26 protein-coding genes are annotated in these 22,297 nt (G+C 60.0%); 15 read left to right on the top strand and 11 right to left on the bottom strand.

Going from position 1 to position 22,297, the window contains the following annotated elements:
- The first annotated feature begins 22 nt into the window (after positions 1–22).
- The 10 genes from E2L05_RS01895 to trpB all read left to right on the top strand — a co-directional run bounded on the left by E2L05_RS01895 (position 23) and on the right by trpB (position 8,275).
- Positions 23–601 carry an NAD(P)H-dependent oxidoreductase gene (locus E2L05_RS01895; protein WP_133341204.1) on the top strand — a complete coding sequence of 193 codons (579 nt, stop codon included), beginning with the start codon at positions 23–25 and terminating at the stop codon, positions 599–601.
- 3 nt (positions 602–604) lie between these two features.
- On the top strand, positions 605–1,231 hold the full coding sequence (locus E2L05_RS01890; RefSeq protein ID WP_133341203.1) for an NAD(P)H-dependent oxidoreductase: 627 nt from the start codon (positions 605–607) through the stop codon (positions 1,229–1,231).
- Complete coding sequence (locus E2L05_RS01885; RefSeq protein WP_133341202.1) at positions 1,228–2,145, top strand: isopenicillin N synthase family dioxygenase; 918 nt, start codon at positions 1,228–1,230, stop codon at positions 2,143–2,145. Before E2L05_RS01890 ends, E2L05_RS01885 begins: the two co-directional genes overlap by 4 nt.
- Positions 2,145–2,939, top strand: a complete 795-nt coding sequence (locus E2L05_RS01880; protein WP_133341201.1) for a creatininase family protein — start codon at positions 2,145–2,147, stop codon at positions 2,937–2,939. Before E2L05_RS01885 ends, E2L05_RS01880 begins: the two co-directional genes overlap by 1 nt.
- Before the next feature lie 50 nt (positions 2,940–2,989).
- Positions 2,990–3,592, top strand: a complete 603-nt coding sequence (locus E2L05_RS01875; protein ID WP_133341200.1) for a (d)CMP kinase — start codon at positions 2,990–2,992, stop codon at positions 3,590–3,592.
- Between the two features lie 208 nt (positions 3,593–3,800).
- On the top strand, positions 3,801–5,480 hold the full coding sequence (gene rpsA, locus E2L05_RS01870; RefSeq protein ID WP_133341199.1) for a 30S ribosomal protein S1: 1,680 nt from the start codon (positions 3,801–3,803) through the stop codon (positions 5,478–5,480).
- Positions 5,481–5,743: 263 nt separating this feature from the next.
- Positions 5,744–6,025, top strand: coding sequence for an integration host factor subunit beta (ihfB, locus tag E2L05_RS01865; protein ID WP_133341198.1), 282 nt, complete (start codon positions 5,744–5,746; stop codon positions 6,023–6,025).
- A gap of 9 nt (positions 6,026–6,034) precedes the next feature.
- The gene (locus E2L05_RS01860; RefSeq protein ID WP_133341197.1) at positions 6,035–6,397 is read left to right on the top strand and encodes a LapA family protein; all 363 of its coding nucleotides are present in this window, start codon (positions 6,035–6,037) and stop codon (positions 6,395–6,397) included.
- 7 nt (positions 6,398–6,404) lie between these two features.
- Positions 6,405–7,070 carry a phosphoribosylanthranilate isomerase gene (locus E2L05_RS01855; protein ID WP_133341196.1) on the top strand — a complete coding sequence of 222 codons (666 nt, stop codon included), beginning with the start codon at positions 6,405–6,407 and terminating at the stop codon, positions 7,068–7,070.
- Positions 7,055–8,275, top strand: a complete 1,221-nt coding sequence (gene trpB / locus E2L05_RS01850; RefSeq protein ID WP_133341195.1) for a tryptophan synthase subunit beta — start codon at positions 7,055–7,057, stop codon at positions 8,273–8,275. Before E2L05_RS01855 ends, trpB begins: the two co-directional genes overlap by 16 nt.
- Before the next feature lie 4 nt (positions 8,276–8,279).
- Here the strand turns inward: trpB and E2L05_RS01845 are convergent, their stop codons facing one another.
- A complete protein-coding gene (locus E2L05_RS01845; protein WP_133341194.1) occupies positions 8,280–8,657 on the bottom strand; it encodes a DUF2237 family protein in 378 nt (125 codons plus the stop codon).
- Between the two features lie 33 nt (positions 8,658–8,690).
- Complete coding sequence (pth, locus tag E2L05_RS01840; protein WP_133341193.1) at positions 8,691–9,395, bottom strand: aminoacyl-tRNA hydrolase; 705 nt, start codon at positions 9,393–9,395, stop codon at positions 8,691–8,693.
- A 70-nt stretch (positions 9,396–9,465) separates the two neighbouring features.
- Between pth and E2L05_RS01835 the strand changes: the two genes are divergently transcribed.
- The 3 genes from E2L05_RS01835 to E2L05_RS01825 all read left to right on the top strand — a co-directional run bounded on the left by E2L05_RS01835 (position 9,466) and on the right by E2L05_RS01825 (position 11,130).
- Positions 9,466–9,780 carry an antibiotic biosynthesis monooxygenase family protein gene (locus tag E2L05_RS01835; protein WP_133341315.1) on the top strand — a complete coding sequence of 105 codons (315 nt, stop codon included), beginning with the start codon at positions 9,466–9,468 and terminating at the stop codon, positions 9,778–9,780.
- A 121-nt stretch (positions 9,781–9,901) separates the two neighbouring features.
- Positions 9,902–10,300: a BrnA antitoxin family protein gene (locus tag E2L05_RS01830; protein ID WP_133341192.1), complete on the top strand. Its 399-nt coding sequence runs from the start codon at positions 9,902–9,904 to the stop codon at positions 10,298–10,300.
- Between the two features lie 164 nt (positions 10,301–10,464).
- Positions 10,465–11,130, top strand: a complete 666-nt coding sequence (locus E2L05_RS01825; protein ID WP_133341191.1) for a VPLPA-CTERM sorting domain-containing protein — start codon at positions 10,465–10,467, stop codon at positions 11,128–11,130.
- A gap of 346 nt (positions 11,131–11,476) precedes the next feature.
- Here the strand turns inward: E2L05_RS01825 and E2L05_RS01820 are convergent, their stop codons facing one another.
- From E2L05_RS01820 to E2L05_RS01790, 7 genes are all read right to left on the bottom strand, one after another.
- Positions 11,477–12,106 carry a 50S ribosomal protein L25/general stress protein Ctc gene (locus tag E2L05_RS01820; protein ID WP_133341190.1) on the bottom strand — a complete coding sequence of 210 codons (630 nt, stop codon included), beginning with the start codon at positions 12,104–12,106 and terminating at the stop codon, positions 11,477–11,479.
- Positions 12,107–12,232: 126 nt separating this feature from the next.
- On the bottom strand, positions 12,233–12,859 hold the full coding sequence (locus E2L05_RS01815; RefSeq protein ID WP_133341189.1) for a hypothetical protein: 627 nt from the start codon (positions 12,857–12,859) through the stop codon (positions 12,233–12,235).
- A gap of 86 nt (positions 12,860–12,945) precedes the next feature.
- On the bottom strand, positions 12,946–13,371 hold the full coding sequence (locus E2L05_RS01810; RefSeq protein WP_133341188.1) for a hypothetical protein: 426 nt from the start codon (positions 13,369–13,371) through the stop codon (positions 12,946–12,948).
- Between the two features lie 123 nt (positions 13,372–13,494).
- Positions 13,495–14,664: an alpha-hydroxy acid oxidase gene (locus E2L05_RS01805; protein ID WP_133341187.1), complete on the bottom strand. Its 1,170-nt coding sequence runs from the start codon at positions 14,662–14,664 to the stop codon at positions 13,495–13,497.
- 81 nt (positions 14,665–14,745) lie between these two features.
- Complete coding sequence (locus E2L05_RS01800; protein ID WP_165971666.1) at positions 14,746–15,177, bottom strand: lipocalin-like domain-containing protein; 432 nt, start codon at positions 15,175–15,177, stop codon at positions 14,746–14,748.
- 2 nt (positions 15,178–15,179) lie between these two features.
- The gene (argF, locus tag E2L05_RS01795; protein ID WP_133341185.1) at positions 15,180–16,106 is read right to left on the bottom strand and encodes an ornithine carbamoyltransferase; all 927 of its coding nucleotides are present in this window, start codon (positions 16,104–16,106) and stop codon (positions 15,180–15,182) included.
- Positions 16,107–16,262: 156 nt separating this feature from the next.
- A complete protein-coding gene (locus E2L05_RS01790) occupies positions 16,263–17,447 on the bottom strand; it encodes an aspartate aminotransferase family protein (RefSeq protein WP_133341184.1) in 1,185 nt (394 codons plus the stop codon).
- 375 nt (positions 17,448–17,822) lie between these two features.
- Between E2L05_RS01790 and E2L05_RS21310 the strand changes: the two genes are divergently transcribed.
- A complete protein-coding gene (locus E2L05_RS21310) occupies positions 17,823–18,146 on the top strand; it encodes an amino acid synthesis family protein (RefSeq protein ID WP_133341182.1) in 324 nt (107 codons plus the stop codon).
- A 92-nt stretch (positions 18,147–18,238) separates the two neighbouring features.
- A complete protein-coding gene (locus E2L05_RS01775; RefSeq protein WP_133341181.1) occupies positions 18,239–18,874 on the top strand; it encodes a VPLPA-CTERM sorting domain-containing protein in 636 nt (211 codons plus the stop codon).
- A 43-nt stretch (positions 18,875–18,917) separates the two neighbouring features.
- On the opposite strand, the gene E2L05_RS01770 is transcribed toward E2L05_RS01775, so the two are convergent.
- Entirely contained in the window at positions 18,918–20,330 is a 1,413-nt protein-coding gene (locus tag E2L05_RS01770; RefSeq protein ID WP_133341180.1) for an L-serine ammonia-lyase, read from the bottom strand.
- 430 nt (positions 20,331–20,760) lie between these two features.
- The coding region (locus E2L05_RS01765; protein ID WP_279512621.1) for an ATP-dependent helicase C-terminal domain-containing protein at positions 20,761–22,297 on the bottom strand (1,537 nt) is incomplete at its 5' end.

The following is a 22,297-nucleotide window of genomic DNA, read 5'->3' as shown; positions in this document are numbered from 1 at the left end:
CGGACGCGCGAAAGCTTGAGCTATGACACGGGCACTGGTTCTTTTTGCCCATCCGTGTCCCGAAAGCTTTTCGGCGGCTTTGCACGACACCGTGGTGAACACCTTGAAAAACCGCGGATGGGAAGTGGATGATTGCGACCTGAACGCCGAGGGTTTCAATCCGGTCTTGTCCGAAGCCGAACGGCGCGGCTACCACGACCCGGGAAATACTGCGCCGGTTCAGGACTATGTCGACAGGGTGCGTGCCGCGGAGGCTTTGATCATGGTCTTTCCGGTCTGGAACTTTGGCTATCCAGCGATCCTGAAGGGGTTTCTGGATCGGGTGTTTCTGCCGGACGTGTCCTTTCGGCTGGAAGACGGCAAGGTAAAGCCGAACCTGACTCAGATTCGCAAACTGGCGGCTGTGACCACCTATGGCGGTGCGCGCACCCGTGCCCTGTTGGTAGGGGACCCACCTCGGCGCTGCGTCACGCGCGCGGTGTGGCACGTGTGCCGCCCCGACCGCATGAGGTATCTGGCGCTGTATGATATGAACCGCGCCGACGACGCCAAACGGGCCGCTTTTCGGGCCCGTGTAGAACGCGAAATGAAGGTACTTTAAACGATGCGCGCCTTGTTGATTTATTGCCATCCCAACCCCGAAAGCTTCACAGCCGCTGTGCGCAATACGGTCGTTGAAAACCTGGAGAATGCGGGCGCCGAAGTTCGGATTATCGACCTGTACGCTGAACCGTTCGATCCTTGTTTGAGTGCACAAGAATTGGCCGCCTATGAGGACGAAGCCGTGAATTGCACCCCGGTTCAGTCTCATGTGGATGCCTTGAAATGGTGTGACACGCTCGTCTTTGTTTATCCGACGTGGTGGTACGGGCTTCCGGCCCGGCTGAAGGGCTGGCTTGACCGTGTGATGGTTCCGGGCATTGCATTTCTTATGCCAGACGAGACTCATTCAGACATTCGCCCCGGTTTGACCAACGTCACCGGGCTGGCCGTATACACGACATGTGGCGCGTCGCGTTGGCTGACCTTTTTGATCGGTGCGCCGGGCAAACGCACGATCCTGCGCGGGGTTCGGGCGATCTGTGCGCGGCGGTGCCGGACAAGCTTTGCGGCGCATTACCTTATGGACAGCTCCACCGCACAAAGCCGCAAGGCACATCTTGCAAAGGTTGCCGCCAAAGTTCGGTCTTTTGCAGGACGCCCTGAAAAGAAACAGGAGCAACCGGCATGATCCCGATCCTCGATTGGTCCCGATTTGAAACGGACCCGGCCGGATTCACGCAAGACCTGGGGCACGCCTGCCGCGACACGGGCTTTTTCCTGCTGTCCGGGCACGGCATCGCGCAGGGCATGATCGACACAGTGTTCACCAAGGCGGATGCGTTCTTTTCGCAGCCTGCCGCCGCAAAGGAACCGTTGTCGATTTTGAACGGGGGTGCCAACCGGGGCTGGACCCCGCCGGGCAGTGAAAACCTTGATGACACCAGCGATAGCATCGACCACAAAGAGGCGTTCAATATCGGGTTGGACCTTGCTGCCGACGATCCACGGGTCCTGCGCGCAGAGCCTTTCCGAGCTGTAAATCGCTGGCCTGACATCCCCGGTTTTGCCGAGACGATGCGCGGCTATTACGACGCCTGTCTTGCTCTCGGCATCGATATGCACCGCGCCTTTGCCCGTGATCTGGGTTTGGAAGAAGACCACTTTGCGTCCAGCTTTCGCGCGCCATTGGCGACTTTGCGGTTGCTGAGTTATCCGCCGGGGTCTGGTGCAAAGGGCGAAATTGGGGCCGGGGCGCACACTGATTACGGGTCTATCACGTTGCTGATGACCGATGGCGAAGCTGGCCTGCAGGTGCGCCCGCGCGGTGGCGACTGGATCGATGTGCCCCATGTGCCGGGTGCGTTCGTCGTGAACATTGCCGATTGCCTGATGCGCTGGACCAACGACATTTACGTGTCCACGCCGCACCGGGTTGTGCCGCCTGCCAATCGGCGCCGATCTCTGGCGTTTTTCCTTGATGCCGACCCGGATGCGGTGATCTCGGCGCTTCCGGGGACGGGGGCTGCGAAATATCCTCCGGTGACGGGGGCAGAGTATCTGCGCAGCCGTCTTGATGCGACCTATGTGACACCGGTGACATGATGACGAGACGGCTTGATTGGGCAGACTACCGAACAACTGAATTCGAAGGACTCGACCCCGAAAAGGTCATCGCAGTCCTGCCCACAGCGGCGATCGAGCAGCATGGCCCACATCTGCCCGTGGGAACCGACACGCTGATTGCGAATGGCATGCTTGATGTGCTTCGCAAGACGTGCCCGTCGGACCTCGATCTCCGTATTTTACCTGTGCAGGCGGTGGGCAAGTCAAACGAGCATCTTCACGCTCCGGGCACCCTTACGTTGACGGCCGAGACCGCGCTGAAGGCCTGGGTGGAAATCGGGCTTTCCGTGGCGCGTGCCGGAATCCGCAAGATCGTCATCGTGAACAGCCATGGTGGAAACCTTGATCTTGTGTCGATCCTGTCGCGCGAATTACGCGTGCGGGCAGGTATGCTGGCGATCAAATGCCAGTGGGGCAGCTTTGGCCACCCTGCCGGGATGTACACCGCGGACGAGCTGCGCTTCGGGATTCATGGCGGCGATGTCGAAACATCGCTGATGCTGTCGTTCCGTCCGCAGACGGTGGATATGAAGGCCGCGATGGATAACCGCTCAAGCGCACAGGCGGGTGGGATTTCACCAATTGGCCCGGTGAGCTATGGCTGGATTTCGTCTGATCTTAACCCGGTCGGAACTGTGGGGGACGCGTCCATCGCGACGGCCGACAAGGGCGCAGCTACAGCCGCGCATCAAGTGGCCGGTTTCATTTCACTGCTTCGGCAGGTGCGGGACACTCCGCTGGGTGTGCTTGCACCGGTGCGGCCAGATTTCTGATTGCCCTTCTTGGCGCGGTTTGGGATGACCGCTGCAAACAGGGGGCTGCAATGGCATTCACAGTTGCGATCGATGGGCCTGCGGCTGCGGGCAAGGGAACCATTTCACGAGCAATCGCAAACCGTTTCGGGTTTGAATACCTGGATACCGGCCTGCTCTATCGCGCGACCGGCGCAAAAGTCGCCGCCGGCATGGCGCCGTTGGAGGCCGCCAGCAGCCTGACACCGGAAGACTTGGCGAGGGGCGATCTCCGTACGGCTGAAGCGGGGCAGGCGGCCAGCCGAGTCGCCGCTATGGCAGACGTCCGCGAAGCGCTTGTGGCGTTTCAGCGCGACTTTGCGCGGCGCGGCACAGGCGCTGTGCTTGATGGCCGCGACATCGGCACGGTCATTTGTCCGGGGGCGGAAGTGAAGCTCTTTGTTACGGCATCCGATACGGTGAGGGCTGATCGTCGCTGGCGCGAATTGGCGGATCCGAGCCTGACGCGTGATGCTGTGCTGGAAGACCTGCGCGCCCGTGACCGCCGGGATCGTGAACGCGCGGCCGCGCCTTTGCGCCCGGCGCAGGATGCCGTGGTGCTGGACACCTCTCAGATGGACATCGATGCCGCCGTCAGTGCCGCCGCCGCCCGCATCACTGCCGCGCTTGGTTAAACGCGTCCAAGGCTTGCCAACAAGGTCACTTTACCCTATAGCGCGCCTGTCAACACGGCGCAAAGTCGGGGCAGAAACACGCGGGCAGGGTCGGAAATCACCGGCCCTTTGCGTTTTTTGCTATCCAACATTCGTCAAGACCAACCCAAGACCGGTGGAGACAACCACCCGGCCAGTAAACTGAAACCGAAGGAAATCTGAAACTCATATGTCGCAAAACGCATCCATGGAAGAATTCGAAGCCCTCCTGCAGGAAAGCTTCGAAATTGACACGCCCGACGAGGGCTCTGTTGTCAAAGGCAAGGTTATCGCAATCGAAGCGGGCCAAGCCATCATCGACGTCGGCTACAAGATGGAAGGCCGCGTTGATCTGAAAGAATTCGCAAACCCCGGCGAAGCGCCCGAAATCTCTGTCGGTGACGAAGTAGAAGTCTACCTCCGTCAGGTTGAGAACGCGCGCGGTGAAGCTGTGATTTCGCGCGAAATGGCCCGCCGTGAAGCGGCATGGGATCACCTTGAAAAAGCTTATGCAGACGAAAACCGCGTCGAAGGCGCGATCTTCGGCCGTGTCAAAGGCGGCTTCACAGTCGATCTTGGCGGCGCAGTTGCATTCCTGCCCGGCAGCCAAGTTGATGTGCGTCCTGTCCGTGACGCGGGCCCGCTCATGGGTCTCAAGCAGCCGTTCCAGATCCTCAAGATGGACCGTCGTCGTGGCAACATCGTTGTGTCGCGTCGTGCTATCCTTGAAGAATCTCGTGCCGAACAGCGCGCCGAAGTTATCGGCAAGCTGAACGAAGGCGACGCGGTTGACGGCGTAGTCAAGAACATCACCGAGTACGGCGCATTCGTCGATCTGGGTGGCGTAGACGGCCTGCTGCACGTGACAGACATGGCATGGCGCCGGGTCAATCACCCGTCCGAGATTCTGGCGATTGGCGAAACCGTCAAAGTTCAGGTCATCAAGGTCAACAAAGAAACGCACCGCATCAGCCTTGGCATGAAGCAGTTGCAGGAAGATCCTTGGGAATCGGTTCAGGCCAAGTTCCCGCTGGAATCCGTGCACACGGGTCGCGTAACCAACATCACCGATTACGGCGCATTTGTTGAGCTGGAAGCCGGTGTTGAAGGCCTGGTTCACGTGTCCGAGATGTCCTGGACCAAGAAGAACGTGCACCCCGGCAAGATCGTTTCGACCAGCCAGGAAGTGCAGGTCATGGTTCTTGAGATCGATCCGGCCAAGCGCCGCGTTTCGCTCGGCCTCAAGCAGACCATGCGCAATCCATGGGAAGTCTTTGAAGAGAAGTTCCCGATCGGCACCGAAGTCGAAGGCGAAGTCAAGAACATCACCGAATTCGGCATGTTCATTGGTCTCGACGACGACATCGACGGCATGGTTCACCTGTCTGACCTGACATGGGAAGGCCGCGGCGAAGACGTCATCGGCAACTACCACAAGGGCGAAATGGTCCGTGCGGTCGTTACCGAAATCGACGCCGAGAAAGAGCGTATCTCGCTTTCGATCAAAGCGCTGGACGGTGATCCCTTCGCAGAAGCGACAAGCGGCGTGAAGCGCGGCACAATCGTGACTGTCGAAGTGACAGCAATTGAAGATGGTGGCATCGAAGTGTCGTATGACGGCGCAAAGTCCTTCATCCGTCGCAGCGACCTGAGCCGTGACCGGGCTGAGCAGCGTCCAGAGCGCTTCCAGGTTGGTGACAAGCTCGACGTGCGTGTAACCAACATCGACCCCAAGACCCGCCGTTTGGGTCTGTCGATCAAGGCGCGCGAGATCGCAGAAGAAAAAGAAGCAGTGGAACAGTATGGTTCGTCCGACAGTGGGGCGTCGCTGGGCGATATCCTTGGTGCGGCACTCAAGACCAACGACTGATCTTCAAGCTTCATTCGCAGGTTGAATTGGGCGCGTCCGGAAACGGACGCGCCCTTTGCGAATCAATCACCGGTTTCGGCATTGCAGCATAGCTGGTTTGAGGATGCCGCAGGGGCAAACGCTCGGTTGCTGGGCTAAAATTCGGTTCTTTATCGCTCGAATGGTGAGATGTTTTGTGTTTATACTTCTCAAAACAGACGATTAGATTATACGTTGGCGATAACTCTTCGCGACAAGAAGAGGCTACCCAAGGGGACTTTGCGATGATCCGGTCAGAATTGATCCAGAAGATTGCTGATGACAATCCACATCTTTACCAGCGCGACGTTGAGCGGATCGTGAACACGATCTTCGAAGAGATCATTGAGGCAATGGCCCGCGGGGATCGGGTCGAACTGCGCGGATTTGGGGCCTTTTCAGTCAAGCAACGTGACGCGAGAGTGGGACGAAACCCCAGAACCGGCGACTCGGTCGAGGTGGAGGAAAAACATGTCCCGTTCTTCAAAACCGGCAAGCTTTTGCGCGACCGGCTGAACGGCAAGTAAGAGGCTCGCATGCGTTTTATCACTTATCTTATTCTGGCGTTGATCGCGCTTGCGTTGGTCATCATTGGCTTCGCAAATCGTGCAATTGTGACGCTGACGCTGTTGCCAGCCGAGTTTGTGCCATTCACGAAATACAACTTTTCCTACGAGCTTCCGCTTTACATGGTTGTATTCGGGGGTATTGCTGCGGGCATCCTGTTTGGTTTCTTTTGGGAGTGGATGCGCGAACATAAACACCGCAGCGAGGCCACCGTGAACCGCCGCGAGCGTGCGCTTCTGGCCCAGGAACTGGAAAAGATCAAAGCCGATCGTCAAAAGGGTAAGGACGAGATTCTTGCGCTTTTGGACGACGGCACCGCCCACACGTCCTGACCCTGCCATGGCAAATCACGTTCGGGTCAAGATCTGCGGACTGACCCGCACCCAGGATGTTTCCGGCGCTGTGGCGGCGGGCGCATCTTACGTTGGGCTTGTTTTCTTTGAAAAATCACCCCGTCATCTGTCGATAGATGCGGCAGCTTCCCTTGCGTTCGAAGTGCCGGTTGGTGTTGCCAAGGTGGCGCTGACCGTGAATGCGGATGATGCGATGCTGGACGCGATGCTGGCGAAAGTCCCGGTTGATATCTTGCAGTTGCACGGGTCGGAAAGCCCTGAACGCGTGGCTGACATACGTGCGCGCACTGGTCTTCCCGTCATGAAAGCCGTAGGAGTTGCCAGTGCTGCGGAGCTGCCTGCGCTGGATGCGTATTCCAGTGTCGCAGACATGCTGTTGGTGGACGCCAAGCCGCCAAAGGGCGCTAGGTTACCGGGCGGGAATGGGCTTGCCTTCGATTGGCAACTGATTGCTGGTCGGCGATGGGCCGTGCCTTGGATGCTGGCTGGCGGATTGACGCCGGACAACGTAGCCGAGGCGGTGCGTCTGACAGGAGCGCGGCAAGTTGATGTGTCATCGGGTGTCGAAAGCGCACCGGGGACAAAGGATGCGGAAAAGATGGCGGCCTTTGTCGCCGCTGCAAAGGGAGTAACGGGATGCCCGACGATCTGATGAACAGTTTCATGACCGGTCCCGACGAGAAGGGCCGTTTTGGCGATTTCGGTGGCCGCTTCGTGAGCGAAACGCTGATGCCGCTGATCCTTGAGCTTGAAGAGTGCTATGAGCACGCCAAGACTGATCAGAGCTTTTGGGATGAGATGAACAATCTTTGGACCCATTATGTGGGTCGCCCATCGCCAATGTACCATGCTGAGCGTTTGTCCGACTATTGCGGCGGCGCCAAGATCTATATGAAGCGCGACGAGTTGAACCACACGGGCGCGCACAAGATCAACAACGTGTTGGGGCAGATCCTGCTGGCGCGCCGTATGGGCAAGACACGCATCATCGCAGAAACAGGTGCCGGTCAGCATGGCGTTGCGACGGCGACAGTCTGTGCCAAATTCGGTCTGGAATGCATCGTCTACATGGGCGCGCACGACGTGGAACGCCAGTCGCCAAACGTCTTCCGGATGAAACTTCTGGGGGCAAAGGTTGTGCCCGTCACATCCGGCCGTGGCACGTTGAAAGACGCGATGAACGATGCGTTGCGCGACTGGGTGACCAATGTAAGGGATACATTCTATTGCATCGGCACCGTTGCAGGGCCGCACCCATACCCGGCCATGGTCCGCGATTTCCAGTCGATCATCGGCAAGGAAGCCAAAGAGCAATTGCAGGAACAAGAGGGGCGTCTGCCAGATACGATCATCGCGGCAATCGGTGGTGGCTCCAACGCCATGGGGCTGTTCTTTCCCTTCCTCGATGACCGAAGCGTCAATATCATCGGAGTCGAAGCCGGTGGGCGCGGTGTGAACGAAAAGATGGAGCATTGTGCAAGTTTGACGGGCGGTCGTCCGGGCGTGCTGCATGGCAACCGGACTTACCTTCTGCAGGACGACGATGGGCAGATCCTAGAAGGTCATTCTATTTCGGCGGGCCTCGACTATCCGGGCATCGGGCCCGAACATTCATGGCTGCACGAAACAGGCCGCGCTCAATACGTGTCGATCACCGATACAGAGGCGCTTGAAGCGTTCAAAGTGTGCTGCGCGCAAGAGGGCATCATTCCCGCGCTGGAGCCGTCACATGCCTTGGCTCACGTCCTTAAGATCGCGCCGGACCTGCCGAGCGATCACATCTTGTGCATGAACATGTGCGGACGCGGCGACAAAGACATCTTTACGGTGGCAAAGGCGCTTGGCGTCGAGATGTAAGTCATCAGGTTTCGGTGCGGGCGTATTGCGTCAGCACCGAGAGGGGCACGATTTCCAGCGCGCGTTCGTGGGTGGCTGACAGGTTCACCTCGGGCGCGCAGCCATCGTCATGAGCTTGCAAAAAACGCCCCGCGCACAAGCACCAGCTATCGCCAGGCTTAAGGCCGGCAAAGCCGAACTCCGGGCGAGGCGTGCTCAGATCATTCCCGACGTATTTTGAAAAGGCGAGGAACTCTGCCGTCATGACCGCGCACACGGTATGACTGCCTTGATCTGCCGCGCTGGTATCGCAACAACCGTTTCGAAAGAAACCCGTCACCGGGTCTGTCGAGCACGATTTCAAAGCATCGCCATTGACGTTGAGGGAGGGGGCTTTGTCCATGCAATTTCCTTTCACTTTCCGGTCAAGGCTAGCCTATTTGAACCTGTCGGCAAGGCGTTGCAGAGGACTGCGCTGATCAACCTTTGCATCCGCGGCGTCAGTGCTTTGGGTCGGCTTGGTGGGTTGTGGCGCGGTGGCCTGAGGACGTTTGGTGCCGGTTGACGGACGCGGCGGGGCGGTGCGCAGGGCGACGGCATTCAAAAACCTCGCGCTATCCCCGGCGGCAAGGTCGGCGGCACCATCGGAAATTCCTCGTAGCAGATCATCCAGCCAATCTTGATCAGCCTTTGCGAAATTCCCAAGAACGTAAGGGGATACGCGGTCTTTGTGGCCGGGATGCCCGATGCCGAGACGGATGCGGGTATAGTCCGGGCCAAGATGGGAATGGATGGACCGCAGACCGTTATGGCCGGCATGTCCGCCGCCAACCTTGACCTTGATCTTGCCGGGTGCGAGGTCGAGCTCATCATGGAAGACAATGATATCGCTGAGCGAAATCTTGAAGAAGCGGGCGGCCTCGGCCACAGATTGACCGGACAGGTTCATGAATGTTTGGGGTTTGAGCAGCATGACCTTGGAGCCACGCAGTGTTCCCTCGGTCAGCAAGCCATTGAATTTGCTTCTGAAAGGCGCAAACCCGTGGTCGTCGGCTATGCGGTCAACGGCCATGAAGCCGATATTGTGCCGCGTGGCGGCATATTGGGGGCCGGGATTGCCCAGGCCAACGAACAGGCGCATCGTGGCCTCCTCTAGGGTATTGATTTTACAAGCGAAATGAGGTCAAACGGGACCAGCCATGGAGGGTAGTATGTATCTGACGATGAACCGGTTCAAGGTCGTGCTCGGACAAGAGGACGCGTTCGAGGAATTGTGGCGGTCGCGCGACAGTCATTTGAAGCAAGTCCCTGGTTTCATTTCATTTCATCTGCTCAAGGGCCATGAGAAAGACGGTTATCGGCTCTATGCGTCGCACACGGCCTGGGCGTCTGAGGCTGAATTCAAGGCTTGGACCAAGTCAGAGGCATTCCGCAAGGCCCATGCCGGGGCAAATTCCAACAAAGACATGTACTTGGGCGCGCCTGAGTTGGAGATTTTCGAGACGGTGCAGGAAATTTCGGTCTGAAAACCCGCCTGTCGGAGTCCTGTAGGTATTCTGTAGGAGTCCCGTAGGAGGGACCGCGCGCTGCCAAAGGGCAGCGTTCACTCTTTTTGCGGATCTTGGTTCGAAGCAAAAGGAGATGCAGATGCCCCGCAAACAGCAAACACAGAACCTTCATCGATCCACGCCTGCGCCGGGGCGCAGCAAAGCCGCGCGGTTGGCGCATGAGCGGTTCATGGGGCAGGTCCGTGATCTGGACTATGATGGGCTTGCCCCGTTTTGGGTGAACGATCACATCCCGGCGGCGTGGGATACGTTGGAGCAGGATGTGGATGTGGTCGAGAAGAAGGTGCAGATCACGATTCGCGTTGATGAAACTGTCGCCAAATTCTATCGCGCCATGGGGCCGGGGTATCAGGCGCGGATCAACAGGGTGCTTGCGACGTTTGCCCAGATGCGGATCGCGCAGGTCAACACGGCTGAGGCGCGTATTGCAGCGTTTCGGGAGGAAGAGCGCCAGAGAATAGAAATAGAAAATAGCTGACGGTTTGCGCTGTCCGGCCTGTGAAGCGTTGAGCACCAGACTTTTTGCCGTTTTCAAAAGTCATTTTGGTGAGGGAAACCTAACTTGTTTCGGATGTTGGCAACTGCTTTCTTACTCAACAAGACTAGGGTCAATGTAGGGCCGAAACGCAGTAAGGATAAATTATGAAACGCGCAATTTTGGTAATCCCATTTCTTTTTGCAAGCGCAGCGCAGGCTGTGGTTGTTTCCGACAACTCCATCGTTGGCGATACGGTCAATGATTTTAACGGTTTGTCGTCAGGGAATGTTGCCGGGACGATTTCCCAGACCGGGGCCACCTATGGGGAGGCGTTCGCAGGTCAGACGGTTTCAACCGCAACGTTCGATACGCTGACGGGCACTCCGACAGCCCCCCTCACGCTGACATCAGCGGCGACCACGGCCAACAATATTGGGATCTACACGTCCGGCAGCCAGACGATCTATGGGGATGTCAGTGGCCAGATTGGCGAAGGGGCGCTGTCGATCCTGTTCAGCACAGTCACTGACGTCTTCGGTCTGGAAGTTGTCGGCGCAAACTCGGGAACTTTCACCGTTGCCTTTTTCGATACGGTCGGCAGTTTGCTGGACAGCATAACGCAAACCGCGACGAACGGTTTCTTTGGTTTCCGGTCATCGTCTGCTGATATTGCAGGTGTGTCGATCACCAATAATGACCCTGCCGGAATTGCGTATGACAATGTGACGTTCAATTCGAATGTGAGTAGTGTTCCGCTTCCTGCGGCTTTGCCGTTGATGGTTGCTGGGCTGGGCGCGCTCGCATTCGCCCGTCGTCGCGCGGTCAAGTAGGCCGTAATGAATGGCCGGAGATGCGCAGCAGTCTGACAGAGCAGCAAGGCGGCGCATTGGCTTTCACGCGGACATGAAGAAGGGGGCCTTTGGGTCCCCTTTTTTTGCATGTCAAATAGACGGTTCGGGCACCACATAGTGGCGTTCCCGCAGGCCCGTTGATGGAAGCCAAGGTATAACGGGGCCGTAATCGAAACGATGTGTGTGCTGTAAGTGTTGCGTCATCGGGTGGGCGCAGCAAGACTTCGTCGAAGTCGTTACATTTGGCTGACGGGTGCCGGACCCTAGTCAACAAAAAACGGGACCCGAAGGCCCCGCTTTTCGTCTGTGCGCGTGTGCGCCAAGATCAGGCTTCGGCTTCCGCCTCGGCTGTGTCTTCTTCGTCGTCGGCACCGGCGGATGCGAGCGCGGACGGGGTTGCGATTGTGGCAACCACGAAGTCCCGATCGATTGTCGGCTTCGCGCCCTTGGGCAGCGCGACATTCGAGATGGTCAGCGTGTCACCAATCGCCGCCTCGGAGATGTCGAGGATGATGTGTTCGGGGATTTCGCCAGCGGTCACAACCAGTTCGACTTCCGGACGTACAAGGTTGAACGTTCCGCCCTTTTTCAGGCCGGGGCAGGTGTCTGCGCCGACAACTTCCACGGGCAGGAAGAGGTTGATCTTGGTGGTGCGGCGCAGGCGCATGAAATCAACGTGAGTCGGCAAATCCTTGACGACATCGCGTTCTACCGCACGGCAGATAATGCGCACGTCGTCGTGGCCTTCGACTTTCAGGTTGAACAGGGTCGCGAGGAAGCGGCCTGCTTTCAGGCGCTTGAGCAGCGCGTTGTAAGGGATTTTGATCGGAAGAGGATCGGCGTCACCGCCATAGACGATGCCGGGAACGTAATTTTCGCGGCGTGTCTGTCGGGCGGCCCCCTTGCCTGTCCCCGTGCGCACTTCGGCGTGAAGATCCGGGATCTCACCTGCCATGATATTTCTCCTTGTTATGGGCATCCTCCAAGGGTGTATGCCCGGTTGAAGCGTGGCCATTACAGGGAAACGAGGCAAAAGAAAAGGGGCCGCAGTGGCCCCCTGTTCCATTGATGTGTTGGCAGGTCAGCCTTTGCGGCGAGCCACGGCCAGAAGGCCAAGTGCGCCGGCGAGCAGTGGGAGGGCGGCCGGGACCGGAACGGTGGTGGTGGTCGGCAATGTGCCCCAGACGAACCCGTCGAGACCCCAAAGGCCGTCGCCGCTGACATTTTCGATGGTGATGACGCTGCGGTTGTCGGCTGCGGTGAAGTGGAACCCTGCGAACAGCGCGCTGTCCCCTGATGCGGCGGTCGTCGAGAAGTTCGTGCCGTCGATCGTGGGGGGGCCTGCGTCGATGTAGAAGACGCCGAAATAGGCCAGCGCTTCGGTGAAGACGAGCGTTGCGATTGGCCCGGTGTCGTTGTCTTGCAAGATCAGGGCGAAGTCTTCGAGTGGGTTGGACCCATTGATCGACCCGTTACCTGTGACGACTGTGAAGTTGAACCCGGTCGAGGCGGGAACGATGCTCATGTTCCCTGTGGAGGACACAACATCGCCTGCTGAATATCCGGTTTCGAAGGTTTCGGTATAGACCGTACCGGCGGCAGGAAGGCCGACAAAAAAGCTGCTGAGGTCGGTGAAGACGGTTTTTGCCTGAACCGGCAATGTAAGAAGCGCCGTGGCAATGGCTGCTGCGGTGAGTGTCTTAAGCATGAAACCTCCAAACAAGTGTCACCGAACGTTAACTAGGTTCTGAACGTTAGGTCAAAAGGTATTTTGGCTTGGATCCAAGGGGGGCATCACACCGCGTAATCGGCCCAACGGGCGAATTCGGCGCGGGTGGAATATTTGACTTCGACGACGGTCTTTTTCTTGAAGCCAAGGAAGGCAGGAACCAGCGTCAGCGCTTCGGCGTATTGGATTTCAAGGGTTGGTGGGCCGTGGTGTTTGTTGCCCGGCCCATCGATGCTGCTGGATGACCCGCCGCGCAGGGTGACCTTGACGGTCGTGCCCAGAACGGCTTCGGAGACGGTTTTCAGTTTGAAGCCGGATGCGACGGTGGGAAGGGCCGCCATGTTGAAGTCTTCCCCTGTGATTTGCTTGAAGTGGTTCATCGCGGTCATCATGTTCCCGCCATCCAGGATCCAGACCTTGCGGCCTTTGGTCTGCGCGGGCTGGCCTGCTTCTGTGATCATCTGTGCGACGGCGGATTGGTTCAATGGCATGGGATGCTCCTGTCCTTGCGCACTGGGCGCAGCGCTGCGTTTCCTGACACTAGGTCAAGTTTGCGCGTTCGGGCCAGTCGGGTGGCCCTTACCTTTGCGCGTGTTCAGGTGCGGTGCCGGGGGTCAGTTTCCTTGCCAGCGGCCTTCGAAGTCTTCGGGGATCAACAGAATGTCGCGGCCCACGTCGTTCAGGTTGCGGTGGCCGCACAGCGCCATGGTGGTGTCGAGTTCCTTGTGCAGAACTTCGAGCGCCTTTTTCACGCCGGGCTGACCCATCGCGCCCAGCCCATAGACCCAGGATCGGCCGATCATCACGCCGGACGCGCCAAGTGCACGGGCCTTGAGGATGTCCTGCCCCGAGCGAATGCCACTATCGAACATCACTTCGATCTGGTCCCCTACGGCTTCGACAATCGCGGGCAGGGCCCGGATGGAGGACAGCGCCCCGTCAAGCTGGCGACCGCCATGGTTGGACACAACGATGGCATCGGCGCCAAGATCCACGGCGCGGCGGGCATCTTCGGGGTCCATGATCCCTTTCAGGATCACTTTGCCGCCCCACATATCCATCAGCTGTTTCACGCGGGTCCAATCCAGCGCGTGATCGAACGCTTCGGCGGTCCAGGATGACAGCGAGGCGGGATTGGTAACGCCCTTGGCGTGGCCCACCACGTTGCCGAAACTGCGCCGCTTGGTTTGCAGCATACCGAGGCCCCAGCCGATCTTGGTGGCCATATTGGCGATGGAGGCGGGCGTAAGTTTCGGCGGGGCAGACAGGCCGTTTTTCAGGTCTTTGTGGCGTTGGCCCTGCACCTGAAGGTCCAACGTGATGACAATGGCCGAGCACCCTGCGTCGCGCGCGCGGCCCATCAGCCGTTCCATGAAGTCGTCGTCTTTCAGGGTGTAGACCTGAAACCAGAACGGGGCCTTGGTATTTTTGGCGACATCTTCGATGGAGCAGATCGACAGGGTGGACAGGGTGAACGGCACGCCGAACTTTTCGGCTGCGCGTGCGGCAAGAATTTCGCCATCGGCGTGCTGCATTCCGGTCAGGCCGACAGGCGCAAGCGCCACCGGCATCGACACGTCCTGCCCGATCATCTGTGTTTTGGTGGTGCGGTTTGTCATGTCCACCGCGACCCTCTGTCGGAAATACAGTTTGTCGAAATCGGATGTATTTTCGCGGAAGGTCTGTTCCGACCAGCTGCCGGTTTCGGCGTAGTCGTAGAACATTTTCGGCACGCGCCGTTTATAGAGCGTTTTGAGATCGTCGATGCAGGTTATCACGGGCATTGGCGCTTTCCCTTATTGGTTAGCGCAGCTTACCAATCTGCGGGCGTTCTCACAAGGTCGCGCGTGGGGGTAGGGCGGCGATCATCCATTGTTTGCTCGCGTCCAGTTCAGGGTTGCTGTCACGGACGCGCCGTCCAGCATGATCCCCACTGCGGACAGTGTCAGGTGATCGCCTTTGAGTGTCACCTCGCGGCGCTGATCGCCGCCAACCCAGTTTTGAAACGAGGCGTGGGTGACGTGGTGCAGCACATGATCGCCGTTGAACGTAAACCGTCCTGCGTATGTGAGGTGCGATTTCATTGCTGCGCTGTCTTCGGCCCGGGTGCCGCCGAACGGGTCCGTTGACGGGGTTTGTGCCCTGTGCGCGCGGGCGATGTGCACAAAGAAGAACCCATCAGCCGAGTAGTTGATATAGCCGGTCGGGGCAGGCCCGAACGGGTGACTGATGCTCCCGTCCGGGTGGGTGTTGGTCCACGAGGCCAAGTGCCACGTTCCCAGCAGTTGGTCTGTCACTATCAGACCCCAAGGCACCACCGCATGACGGCCTTTTGCGCGTGCAGGCGGTTTTCCGCTTCGTCGAAGATCACCGATTGCGGGCCGTCCATGACCGGGCTGGTGACCTCTTCTTCGCGATGGGCGGGCAGGCAGTGCATGAACAGGGCCTGTTCGCCCGCGTGTTTCATCAGCTCTTCGTTCACCTGATAGGGGCGCAACTGGTTGTGCCGCCGTTCGCGTGTCGAAGCCGGGTCATGCATGGACACCCATGTGTCGGTGACGATCAGGTCCGCGCCTTTCACTGCCTTGAACGGGTCACGTTCAAGGGTGATGGTCGCCCCGGCGGCGCGGGCGACGGCGATGGCGTCGGCTTCCGGGTCCAGCGGTTCGGGGCCGGTGAAGGTCAGATCAAAGCCAAACTGCCCTGCGGCATGGATCAGCGACACGCAGACATTGTTGCCGTCCCCGGCCCAGACCACGTGTTTGCCGGTGATTGGCCCACGGTGTTCTTCAAACGTCAGGATGTCGGCCATGATCTGGCAGGGGTGGGTGCGGTTTGTCAGCCCGTTGATGACCGGCACTGTGGCGTATTCGGCCAGTTCCAGCAGGGTGGATTCTTCAAACGTGCGGATCATGATCAGGTCCACATAGCGCGACAGAACGCGGGCCGTGTCGGCGATGGATTCGCCGTGGCCGAGTTGCATGTCTGCGCCGGACAGGACCAGCGTTTCGCCGCCCATCTGGCGCACGCCCACATCAAAGCTCACCCGCGTGCGGGTGGACGGCTTTTCAAACACCAACGCCACAACACGGCCCGCAAGGGCGGCATCGGCGTCAGGCGTGCCGCGCGGAGCCCCGGCACGGGCAGTTTTCATGGCAGCGGCCTGATCGATCATCGCGCGAAGATCGGCGGGGGCGGTTTTGTGCAGGTCGAGGAAATGGTTCATGGGTCAGGGCCTTTTGTCGGACTCCGGGGGGCTGTTCGCCGCACGGACGCCGCGAAGATATGATTTGATCAAAGCTGTCCGCAGGGGGCGGCGCATCTGCGGTGTGGGGTCGGCTGTGCTGGCTTGCCGCGTTCATTGCGGGACCGGCGCCGGGTGTCAGGCGGGTTCATGGGCGGCCACGGCGGTTGCAGCGGCGTGCAGGCGTTCAGTAGCTTCGGCCAGATCGCTGTCGGTGATTGTCAGCGGCGGCAGAAGGCGCACCACGTTATCGGCGGCGGGGACGGTCAACAGGTTTTGAGCCGTGGCGGCGGCGACCACATCGCCGGCCGGCACTTTGCATTTCAATCCCAGCATCAAGCCGGTTCCGCGCACGTGATCGAACACGTCAGGGTGCTGTCCCACCACTCCTTCGATGGATTGCCGGAAGGCGGCCGATTTGCGGGTCACCTCGGCAAGGAAGGCCGGATCGACGATGTGGCGCATCACTTCAAGCCCGACGGCGCAGCCCAGGGGGTTGCCCCCGTAGGTGGATCCGTGGGTGCCAGCCGTCATGCCAGAGGCCGCGTTTTCAGTCGCCAGCACAGCGCCAAGCGGGAAGCCCCCGCCGATGCCCTTGGCCACCATCATGATGTCGGGGGTGATGCCTGCAAATTCATGGGCAAAGAGCCGGCCGGTCCGACCCATGCCGCATTGGACTTCGTCGAGGATCAGCAGCGCGCCGGTTTCGTCGCAGAGTGCGCGCAGACCTTTCAGGCAGGCATCGGGCAGGGGGCGGATGCCGCCTTCGCCTTGCACGGGCTCGATCAGGATTGCGGCGGTGGTGGTCGTTACGGCAGCGTGCAGGGCATCGTGGTCCCCCCACGCCAGATGGGTGAAGCCCGGCAGCAGCGGCGCGAAGCCCTTTGTCATCTTTTCCGACCCCGCAGCGGCGATGCCGGCCGCGGACCGCCCGTGGAACGAGCCATCAAAGGTGATGATGTCGGTCCGGTCTGGCTGACCTTTATCGAACCAGTATTTCCGCGCCATTTTGACCGCCAACTCGCAGCTTTCGGTGCCGGAATTGGTAAAGAACACAGTATCGGCAAAGGTGGCGCCCACCAAGGCATCGGCCAGCGCCTCTTGCTGGGGAATGCGATACAGGTTCGAGGTATGCCACAGGGCCTGCGCCTGATCTGTCAGCGCCTTGACCAGTGCCGGGTGGGCATGGCCGAGCGCGTTGACAGCGATCCCTGCGGTCAGATCGAGGAAGCGGCGACCATCCGCCTCGGTCAGCCAGGCGCCATCCCCCTTCACAAAGGTGAGCGGCGTGCGGTTATAGGTCGGCAAAACGGAGGGGATCATCAGCGTGTCCTCGTCAGGAAGCCCTTTTCGTGCCGCAGGCACGGGGGCGTGTCAATGTTCAGTGGTTGGATTGGTGATGGACAGGCACGGGGGCAGGGCCCCGCGAAGGCGGGCTCAGGCGATTGCGCGGCGGCGTCGGAGAGCGGTGCGTGTGTCCATGCGGGGCTGATAGCAAGGGTCGTGGGTTTTGCAAAGCCTGTTTATGCCGCGGGCCAAGACGTGGACGGGGGCATTCACGCAGGGCTTATCGCCATTGTTCGAGATATGCGAAGAGCCTGACCTTCGGCGTGGCGGAGTCCTCGCAGGTCAATGGGGTGCGCGGGCTGCGTCATACGGCAAGGCGGCCCTTGTCGGGTTTGACGGGGACTTGGACCATTGGGGGCGCTGGTCCATGCGGCCCTGTCGGGCGGGCAAGCTGCGGTTCAGTCGACTGTCAGAATCGGCGCGTCGGGCCGTGCGATAGATTTGCCACTTGGGCATGAGGACAATGTTTGGGTCTCTGACACTTTCGACGCGACGACCCTGTGCGGGGCAGACGCGCCGTTACTGGGGAGATTGCCCTGTGTCGTGTACCGGCCGCCGCAGGCCGCCCGAACGTGCGGTGCAGGACCGGTTTGGTGCAGCAAAATCTGGCAACCGGTGGGGTCTGGGGCGGGTGCATTGGTGCCATGTGAGCCCAGAATCTTGTGGAGTTGCTAGGTTTTGAGTCGCCTCGCTTTGCCCCATCAGGAAAGAACAACGTGCTCACAGAATGAGTTTGCCCCGCAGCGATGATCAGCGGCATTGGAGCCATGTCTGCTGGGTCGGTTTCAGCGGCGATCTTGCAGCTGCTGCCACCGCCGACATTGACGATCGACGGATCGTCGGTCCTTACCGGCCAAATCACAGTTTCCGATTTTGTCGGGTATCAGGGTACGACCGCGTTCGCCTCGGCAAATCCACCGCTGGTCAAAGACGTAACGATCGGATCGACCGCACCGCATGTGATTGTCGATGACGCAACTGTGCCCGATACCGCGACCTTTGATTTTCTGATGTTCGCGTTTCAATTCGATGCAACGGACCCCGACCTGCCACCGATCAACGCGATCTATGCGTCAAATACGCCAAGTTTCATCATCGATCTGCCGTTCTCTTCAAGCACTGGTCAGTTCACCCAAGTGACGACAACAGGGAGTCGGGCGCAGAATGTCTATTACGATCTTGCGCCCTCAGGCGTGGTCGGTACTGCGCCCATCGGTTTGCCGAATGTTCAAATTGCATCGGATGTGTGGGTCGTCTTTCCAACAAGTGCTTTGCTGCTGAACCCGCGATCGTTTCAGCCCCATGGCACCGCCAACGTACCGTTGCCCGCAAGTGGCCTGTTGTTGTTTGGGGCTCTTGCCGTCGCCGCAATTGGTGCGCGGAGATCCGGACAAGCGGCCTAAGCGCCGCCCCTCGCTTGCTGACGCACCCCGACGGAATCGGTTGCTAGCACTCGGGTAAATTGACCGCCAGACCGCCCAGCGAGGTTTCCTTGTACTTCTCGGACATGTCGCGCCCGGTCTGGCGCATGGTTTCAATACAGTTGTCCAGCGGCATGAAGTGTTGCCCATCACCGCGCAGGGCCAGTGACGCCGCGGAAACCGCCTTGATCGCGCCAAGGCCGTTGCGTTCGATGCAGGGCACCTGAACGAGGCCGGCCGCCGGATCGCAGGTCATGCCAAGGTGATGTTCCAGCGCGATTTCGGCAGCGTTTTCGATCTGTGCATTGGTCCCGCCCAGCGCGGCGCAGATCCCGGCAGCAGCCATGGCCGAGGCCGACCCGACTTCGGCCTGACAGCCGCACTCTGCCCCTGAAATGGATGCGTTATGCTTGATCAGCCCGCCAATGGCGGCGGCGGTCAGCAGAAAGTCGCGAATGCCGCCTTGCGTGGCCCCGATACAGTGGTCTCGGTAGTAGCGGATGACCGCGGGCACGACGCCGGCCGCGCCATTGGTGGGCGAGGTGACGACGCGCCCTCCGGCGGCGTTTTCTTCGTTCACGGCCATGGCGTAGACTGACAGCCAGTCATTGACCACGTGGGGTTGGGCAAGGTTGCGTCCTGCTTCAGCAGTCAATTGGTCGTGAATGGTGCGTGCACGGCGGCGTACGTTCAAACCTCCTGGAAGAATCCCGCTTTGGGACAGACCCCGGTCGATCACGCCGTCCATGGTGGCCCAAAGCGCGTCGAGATCGGCATCTAGCGCGCTGTTGGGGCTGTGGGCGCGTTCATTGGCGCGTTTCATCTCGGCGATAGACAGGTTTGAGGCGGCCCCCATGGTCAGCATCTCACGGGCAGAGCCGAACGGGTACGGATAGCCATGCGCGGCCTTTTCGGCGTGCAGATCGTTGGTTGAGGCCTCTTGCTCTGCAAGTTCAGCTTCGGTCAGAACGAAGCCACCACCGACGGAGTAGTAGGTTTGTCGGTGGTACGGGTTTCCGGCCGTGTCCAGCGCAAGCAGGACCAGTCCGTTCGGATGGCCGGGCAGGGGCGGGCCGTAGTCAAAGACGAGGTCCGCGTCCGGCGCAAAGGCAAGCGGTGGGAGGTCCGGCGGTGTGACCTGACCAGCGTTACGAATGGCGGCGAGCGCAGCATCGGCAGCATCTGGATCAAGCGTGTGCGGCTGAAAGCCTTGCAAGCCAAGGATCACGGCGCGGTCTGTGGCGTGTCCTTTGCCCGTGAACGCGAGCGAGCCGTGTAGGGTGGCGCGCAATGCAGCAAGATCGCCTGCGCCTGGCAGCTTTTCAGCACCGCCGCGCAGGTCGTCCAAAAACCGCGCGCCGGCTGTCATGGGGCCCATCGTGTGGGAGGAGGACGGGCCGATACCGACCTTGAAGATGTCGAAGACGCTGAGGAACATGGGTGCGGTTGTCCTTTGAGACGGGGTAGGTCTTATGGCGCTGGGTTGTTTTAGACGGTACTGTGACGCGCCAAGAAGATGAACGCCATTTCCGACGGGGCGGCCTTCATTGGCGACGACTTGTGTGAAGGAAAGGGATGCTCCCGCCCGTCTTCGACATCTGCCGATGCCTCATCCCGTTGGGCCCGGCAGGCTTCGCCTGCGGTGGCTTCATCGGATAGAGGTGTGGCAGCGATACGGGCGGTGTTCGACACCGCTGAGCCAAGGTCCTTTGTCTTGATGGGATCGGTTCGTTAACTACATAAAAAGGATTGCCATGGGGGAATGTACGGGCTCATCAAGGTTGCACCCGCAGGCGAAGCCTGCCACGCCCAACGGGAGGTAGCGGCTGTAAGGCCGCAACGACGGGCGGGAGCTTCTTTTTGCTGTCTTAACGACCACGGGGTTTTGCGCGCAGGGTTGGGTCTGCTTGAGTCGGATCTTCTGGCCAAGGGTGGCGGGGATAACGGGCTCGCATGTCTTTGCGCACATCGGCATAGCTTCCGGCCCAGAAGCCTGGCAGGTCCATCGTCGTCTGCACCGGTTTGTGGGCGGGCGACAGCAGTGTCACGCGCAAAGGCTGCCCACCAACGCGCGGGTGCCGTGTTTCGCCAAACAACTCTTGCAGGCGCAGTGCAATTTCGGGGGCGTCGCCTGAATAGTCGATGGCCACGCGTCTGCCGAGGGGGGTTTCGTAGCTTGCTGGGGCAATCCGGTCCAAAGCCTGTTGCTGGTCATAGTCCAAACTGGCGCGCAGTGCGGGCGTAGGATCGAAACTGCGAAGCTCAGTTGCGGTTCGAATTCCGTTCAGGAACGGCAAGAGCCACGTCTCTGCCGCTTCCAAAAGGGCTTCGGGCGACGGGTCCGGCAAGTCAGGCTGTTCCGCGCGCGCCACCCGCAACCTTGCGCGCAGCAGTGAAAAGGCGCGGGCGCCGCTGAACAGGTCCAATCCCAGATCCCGGACCCCCATCAGTGCTGCGGTGCATAGCATTTCTGGGGGGGCATCTTTCCACGGCTTGTCCGACAGGACCAATGCTCCGAACCGCTCTTGAACGCGGGCAACGACTTTGCGCTCGCGGCGCGACCAGTCTGTCACTTCCACCCTTTCGATTTGGTCGGCGAAGAGGTCCCGCAGGGCGCTTTCCGACAGAGGCGCGGCGCAACGGATCTTTGCTTCACGAGGGTTGCCGTCAAGGTCCGTCACCGCCAGAAGGCGCTGGTTTGCCAACGGGTCGCTTTCCGGCAGAGCGGCCCCTTTGCCGCCGGACATGACAAACCGCGGGGCGTCGCCGGGGCGGTGCAGCGCGATGCGGTCGGGATAGGCCAGCGCGGCCATTTCTCCGGTGCTTAGGGTGTGTTCTTTGGACCTGGCAAGGCGAGACAGGCGCTTGGATTCCGCCGATATTCGTTTGCGCGCTGCCGGATCGGCGTCAGGGCCGCCTCGTAGGGCGCGCAGGCGTAGGTCCAAGTCGCATCCTGCTGGCGTTCGAAGCGGATCGCGGTCCGCCATAAGCGCGGCGAGGGGCGCCGCCTGCGCGCCGGCCCTTTCCAGCATATGGCCCAGCCTTGGGTGCAATGGCAGTGCTGCAAGGGCCTTGCCATGAGCCGTGATGCGCCCCTCAGGGTCTAGCGCGCCCAAGTTTGTCAAAAGCGACTGAGCTTCCGCAAGAGCGGCTGAGGGGGGCGGTGTTAAAAAGGCCAGTTCCCCGGCTTGGGCGCCCCATTGGGCCAGATCAAGGGCGAGCCCGGTCAAGTCTGCCGCTTCTATTTCAGCAGGCGGATAAGCGGCGAAAGCGCCTTCTTCGCCGCGGGTCCACAGCCGATAGCAGGTGCCAGGGGCGACACGTCCAGCCCGGCCTCTGCGTTGTTCTGCTTCGGCGCGGGTGACGCGTTCTGTCACCAGTCGCGACATGCCTGAACCGGGATCA

The sequence above is a fragment of the Meridianimarinicoccus aquatilis genome (assembly GCF_004358675.1).
Lineage (GTDB): Bacteria > Pseudomonadota > Alphaproteobacteria > Rhodobacterales > Rhodobacteraceae > Meridianimarinicoccus > Meridianimarinicoccus aquatilis.
Note: the sequence above shows the minus strand (reverse complement) of the source record. Positions and strands in the feature narration are given on the sequence as shown.

What these genes read in the sequence shown, in the direction of transcription:
- E2L05_RS01895 (WP_133341204.1), top strand. Translation starts at nt 23, where the DNA reads ATGACACGGGCACTGGTTCTTTTTGCCCATCCGTGTCCCGAAAGCTTT.
- E2L05_RS01890 (WP_133341203.1), top strand. Translation starts at nt 605, where the DNA reads ATGCGCGCCTTGTTGATTTATTGCCATCCCAACCCCGAAAGCTTCACA.
- E2L05_RS01885 (WP_133341202.1), top strand. Translation starts at nt 1,228, where the DNA reads ATGATCCCGATCCTCGATTGGTCCCGATTTGAAACGGACCCGGCCGGA.
- E2L05_RS01880 (WP_133341201.1), top strand. Translation starts at nt 2,145, where the DNA reads ATGACGAGACGGCTTGATTGGGCAGACTACCGAACAACTGAATTCGAA.
- E2L05_RS01875 (WP_133341200.1), top strand. Translation starts at nt 2,990, where the DNA reads ATGGCATTCACAGTTGCGATCGATGGGCCTGCGGCTGCGGGCAAGGGA.
- rpsA (WP_133341199.1), top strand. Translation starts at nt 3,801, where the DNA reads ATGTCGCAAAACGCATCCATGGAAGAATTCGAAGCCCTCCTGCAGGAA.
- ihfB (WP_133341198.1), top strand. Translation starts at nt 5,744, where the DNA reads ATGATCCGGTCAGAATTGATCCAGAAGATTGCTGATGACAATCCACAT.
- E2L05_RS01860 (WP_133341197.1), top strand. Translation starts at nt 6,035, where the DNA reads ATGCGTTTTATCACTTATCTTATTCTGGCGTTGATCGCGCTTGCGTTG.
- E2L05_RS01855 (WP_133341196.1), top strand. Translation starts at nt 6,405, where the DNA reads ATGGCAAATCACGTTCGGGTCAAGATCTGCGGACTGACCCGCACCCAG.
- trpB (WP_133341195.1), top strand. Translation starts at nt 7,055, where the DNA reads ATGCCCGACGATCTGATGAACAGTTTCATGACCGGTCCCGACGAGAAG.
- E2L05_RS01845 (WP_133341194.1), bottom strand. Translation starts at nt 8,657, where the DNA reads ATGGACAAAGCCCCCTCCCTCAACGTCAATGGCGATGCTTTGAAATCG.
- pth (WP_133341193.1), bottom strand. Translation starts at nt 9,395, where the DNA reads ATGCGCCTGTTCGTTGGCCTGGGCAATCCCGGCCCCCAATATGCCGCC.
- E2L05_RS01835 (WP_133341315.1), top strand. Translation starts at nt 9,466, where the DNA reads ATGTATCTGACGATGAACCGGTTCAAGGTCGTGCTCGGACAAGAGGAC.
- E2L05_RS01830 (WP_133341192.1), top strand. Translation starts at nt 9,902, where the DNA reads ATGCCCCGCAAACAGCAAACACAGAACCTTCATCGATCCACGCCTGCG.
- E2L05_RS01825 (WP_133341191.1), top strand. Translation starts at nt 10,465, where the DNA reads ATGAAACGCGCAATTTTGGTAATCCCATTTCTTTTTGCAAGCGCAGCG.
- E2L05_RS01820 (WP_133341190.1), bottom strand. Translation starts at nt 12,106, where the DNA reads ATGGCAGGTGAGATCCCGGATCTTCACGCCGAAGTGCGCACGGGGACA.
- E2L05_RS01815 (WP_133341189.1), bottom strand. Translation starts at nt 12,859, where the DNA reads ATGCTTAAGACACTCACCGCAGCAGCCATTGCCACGGCGCTTCTTACA.
- E2L05_RS01810 (WP_133341188.1), bottom strand. Translation starts at nt 13,371, where the DNA reads ATGCCATTGAACCAATCCGCCGTCGCACAGATGATCACAGAAGCAGGC.
- E2L05_RS01805 (WP_133341187.1), bottom strand. Translation starts at nt 14,664, where the DNA reads ATGCCCGTGATAACCTGCATCGACGATCTCAAAACGCTCTATAAACGG.
- argF (WP_133341185.1), bottom strand. Translation starts at nt 16,106, where the DNA reads ATGAACCATTTCCTCGACCTGCACAAAACCGCCCCCGCCGATCTTCGC.
- E2L05_RS01790 (WP_133341184.1), bottom strand. Translation starts at nt 17,447, where the DNA reads ATGATCCCCTCCGTTTTGCCGACCTATAACCGCACGCCGCTCACCTTT.
- E2L05_RS01775 (WP_133341181.1), top strand. Translation starts at nt 18,239, where the DNA reads ATGTCTGCTGGGTCGGTTTCAGCGGCGATCTTGCAGCTGCTGCCACCG.
- E2L05_RS01770 (WP_133341180.1), bottom strand. Translation starts at nt 20,330, where the DNA reads ATGTTCCTCAGCGTCTTCGACATCTTCAAGGTCGGTATCGGCCCGTCC.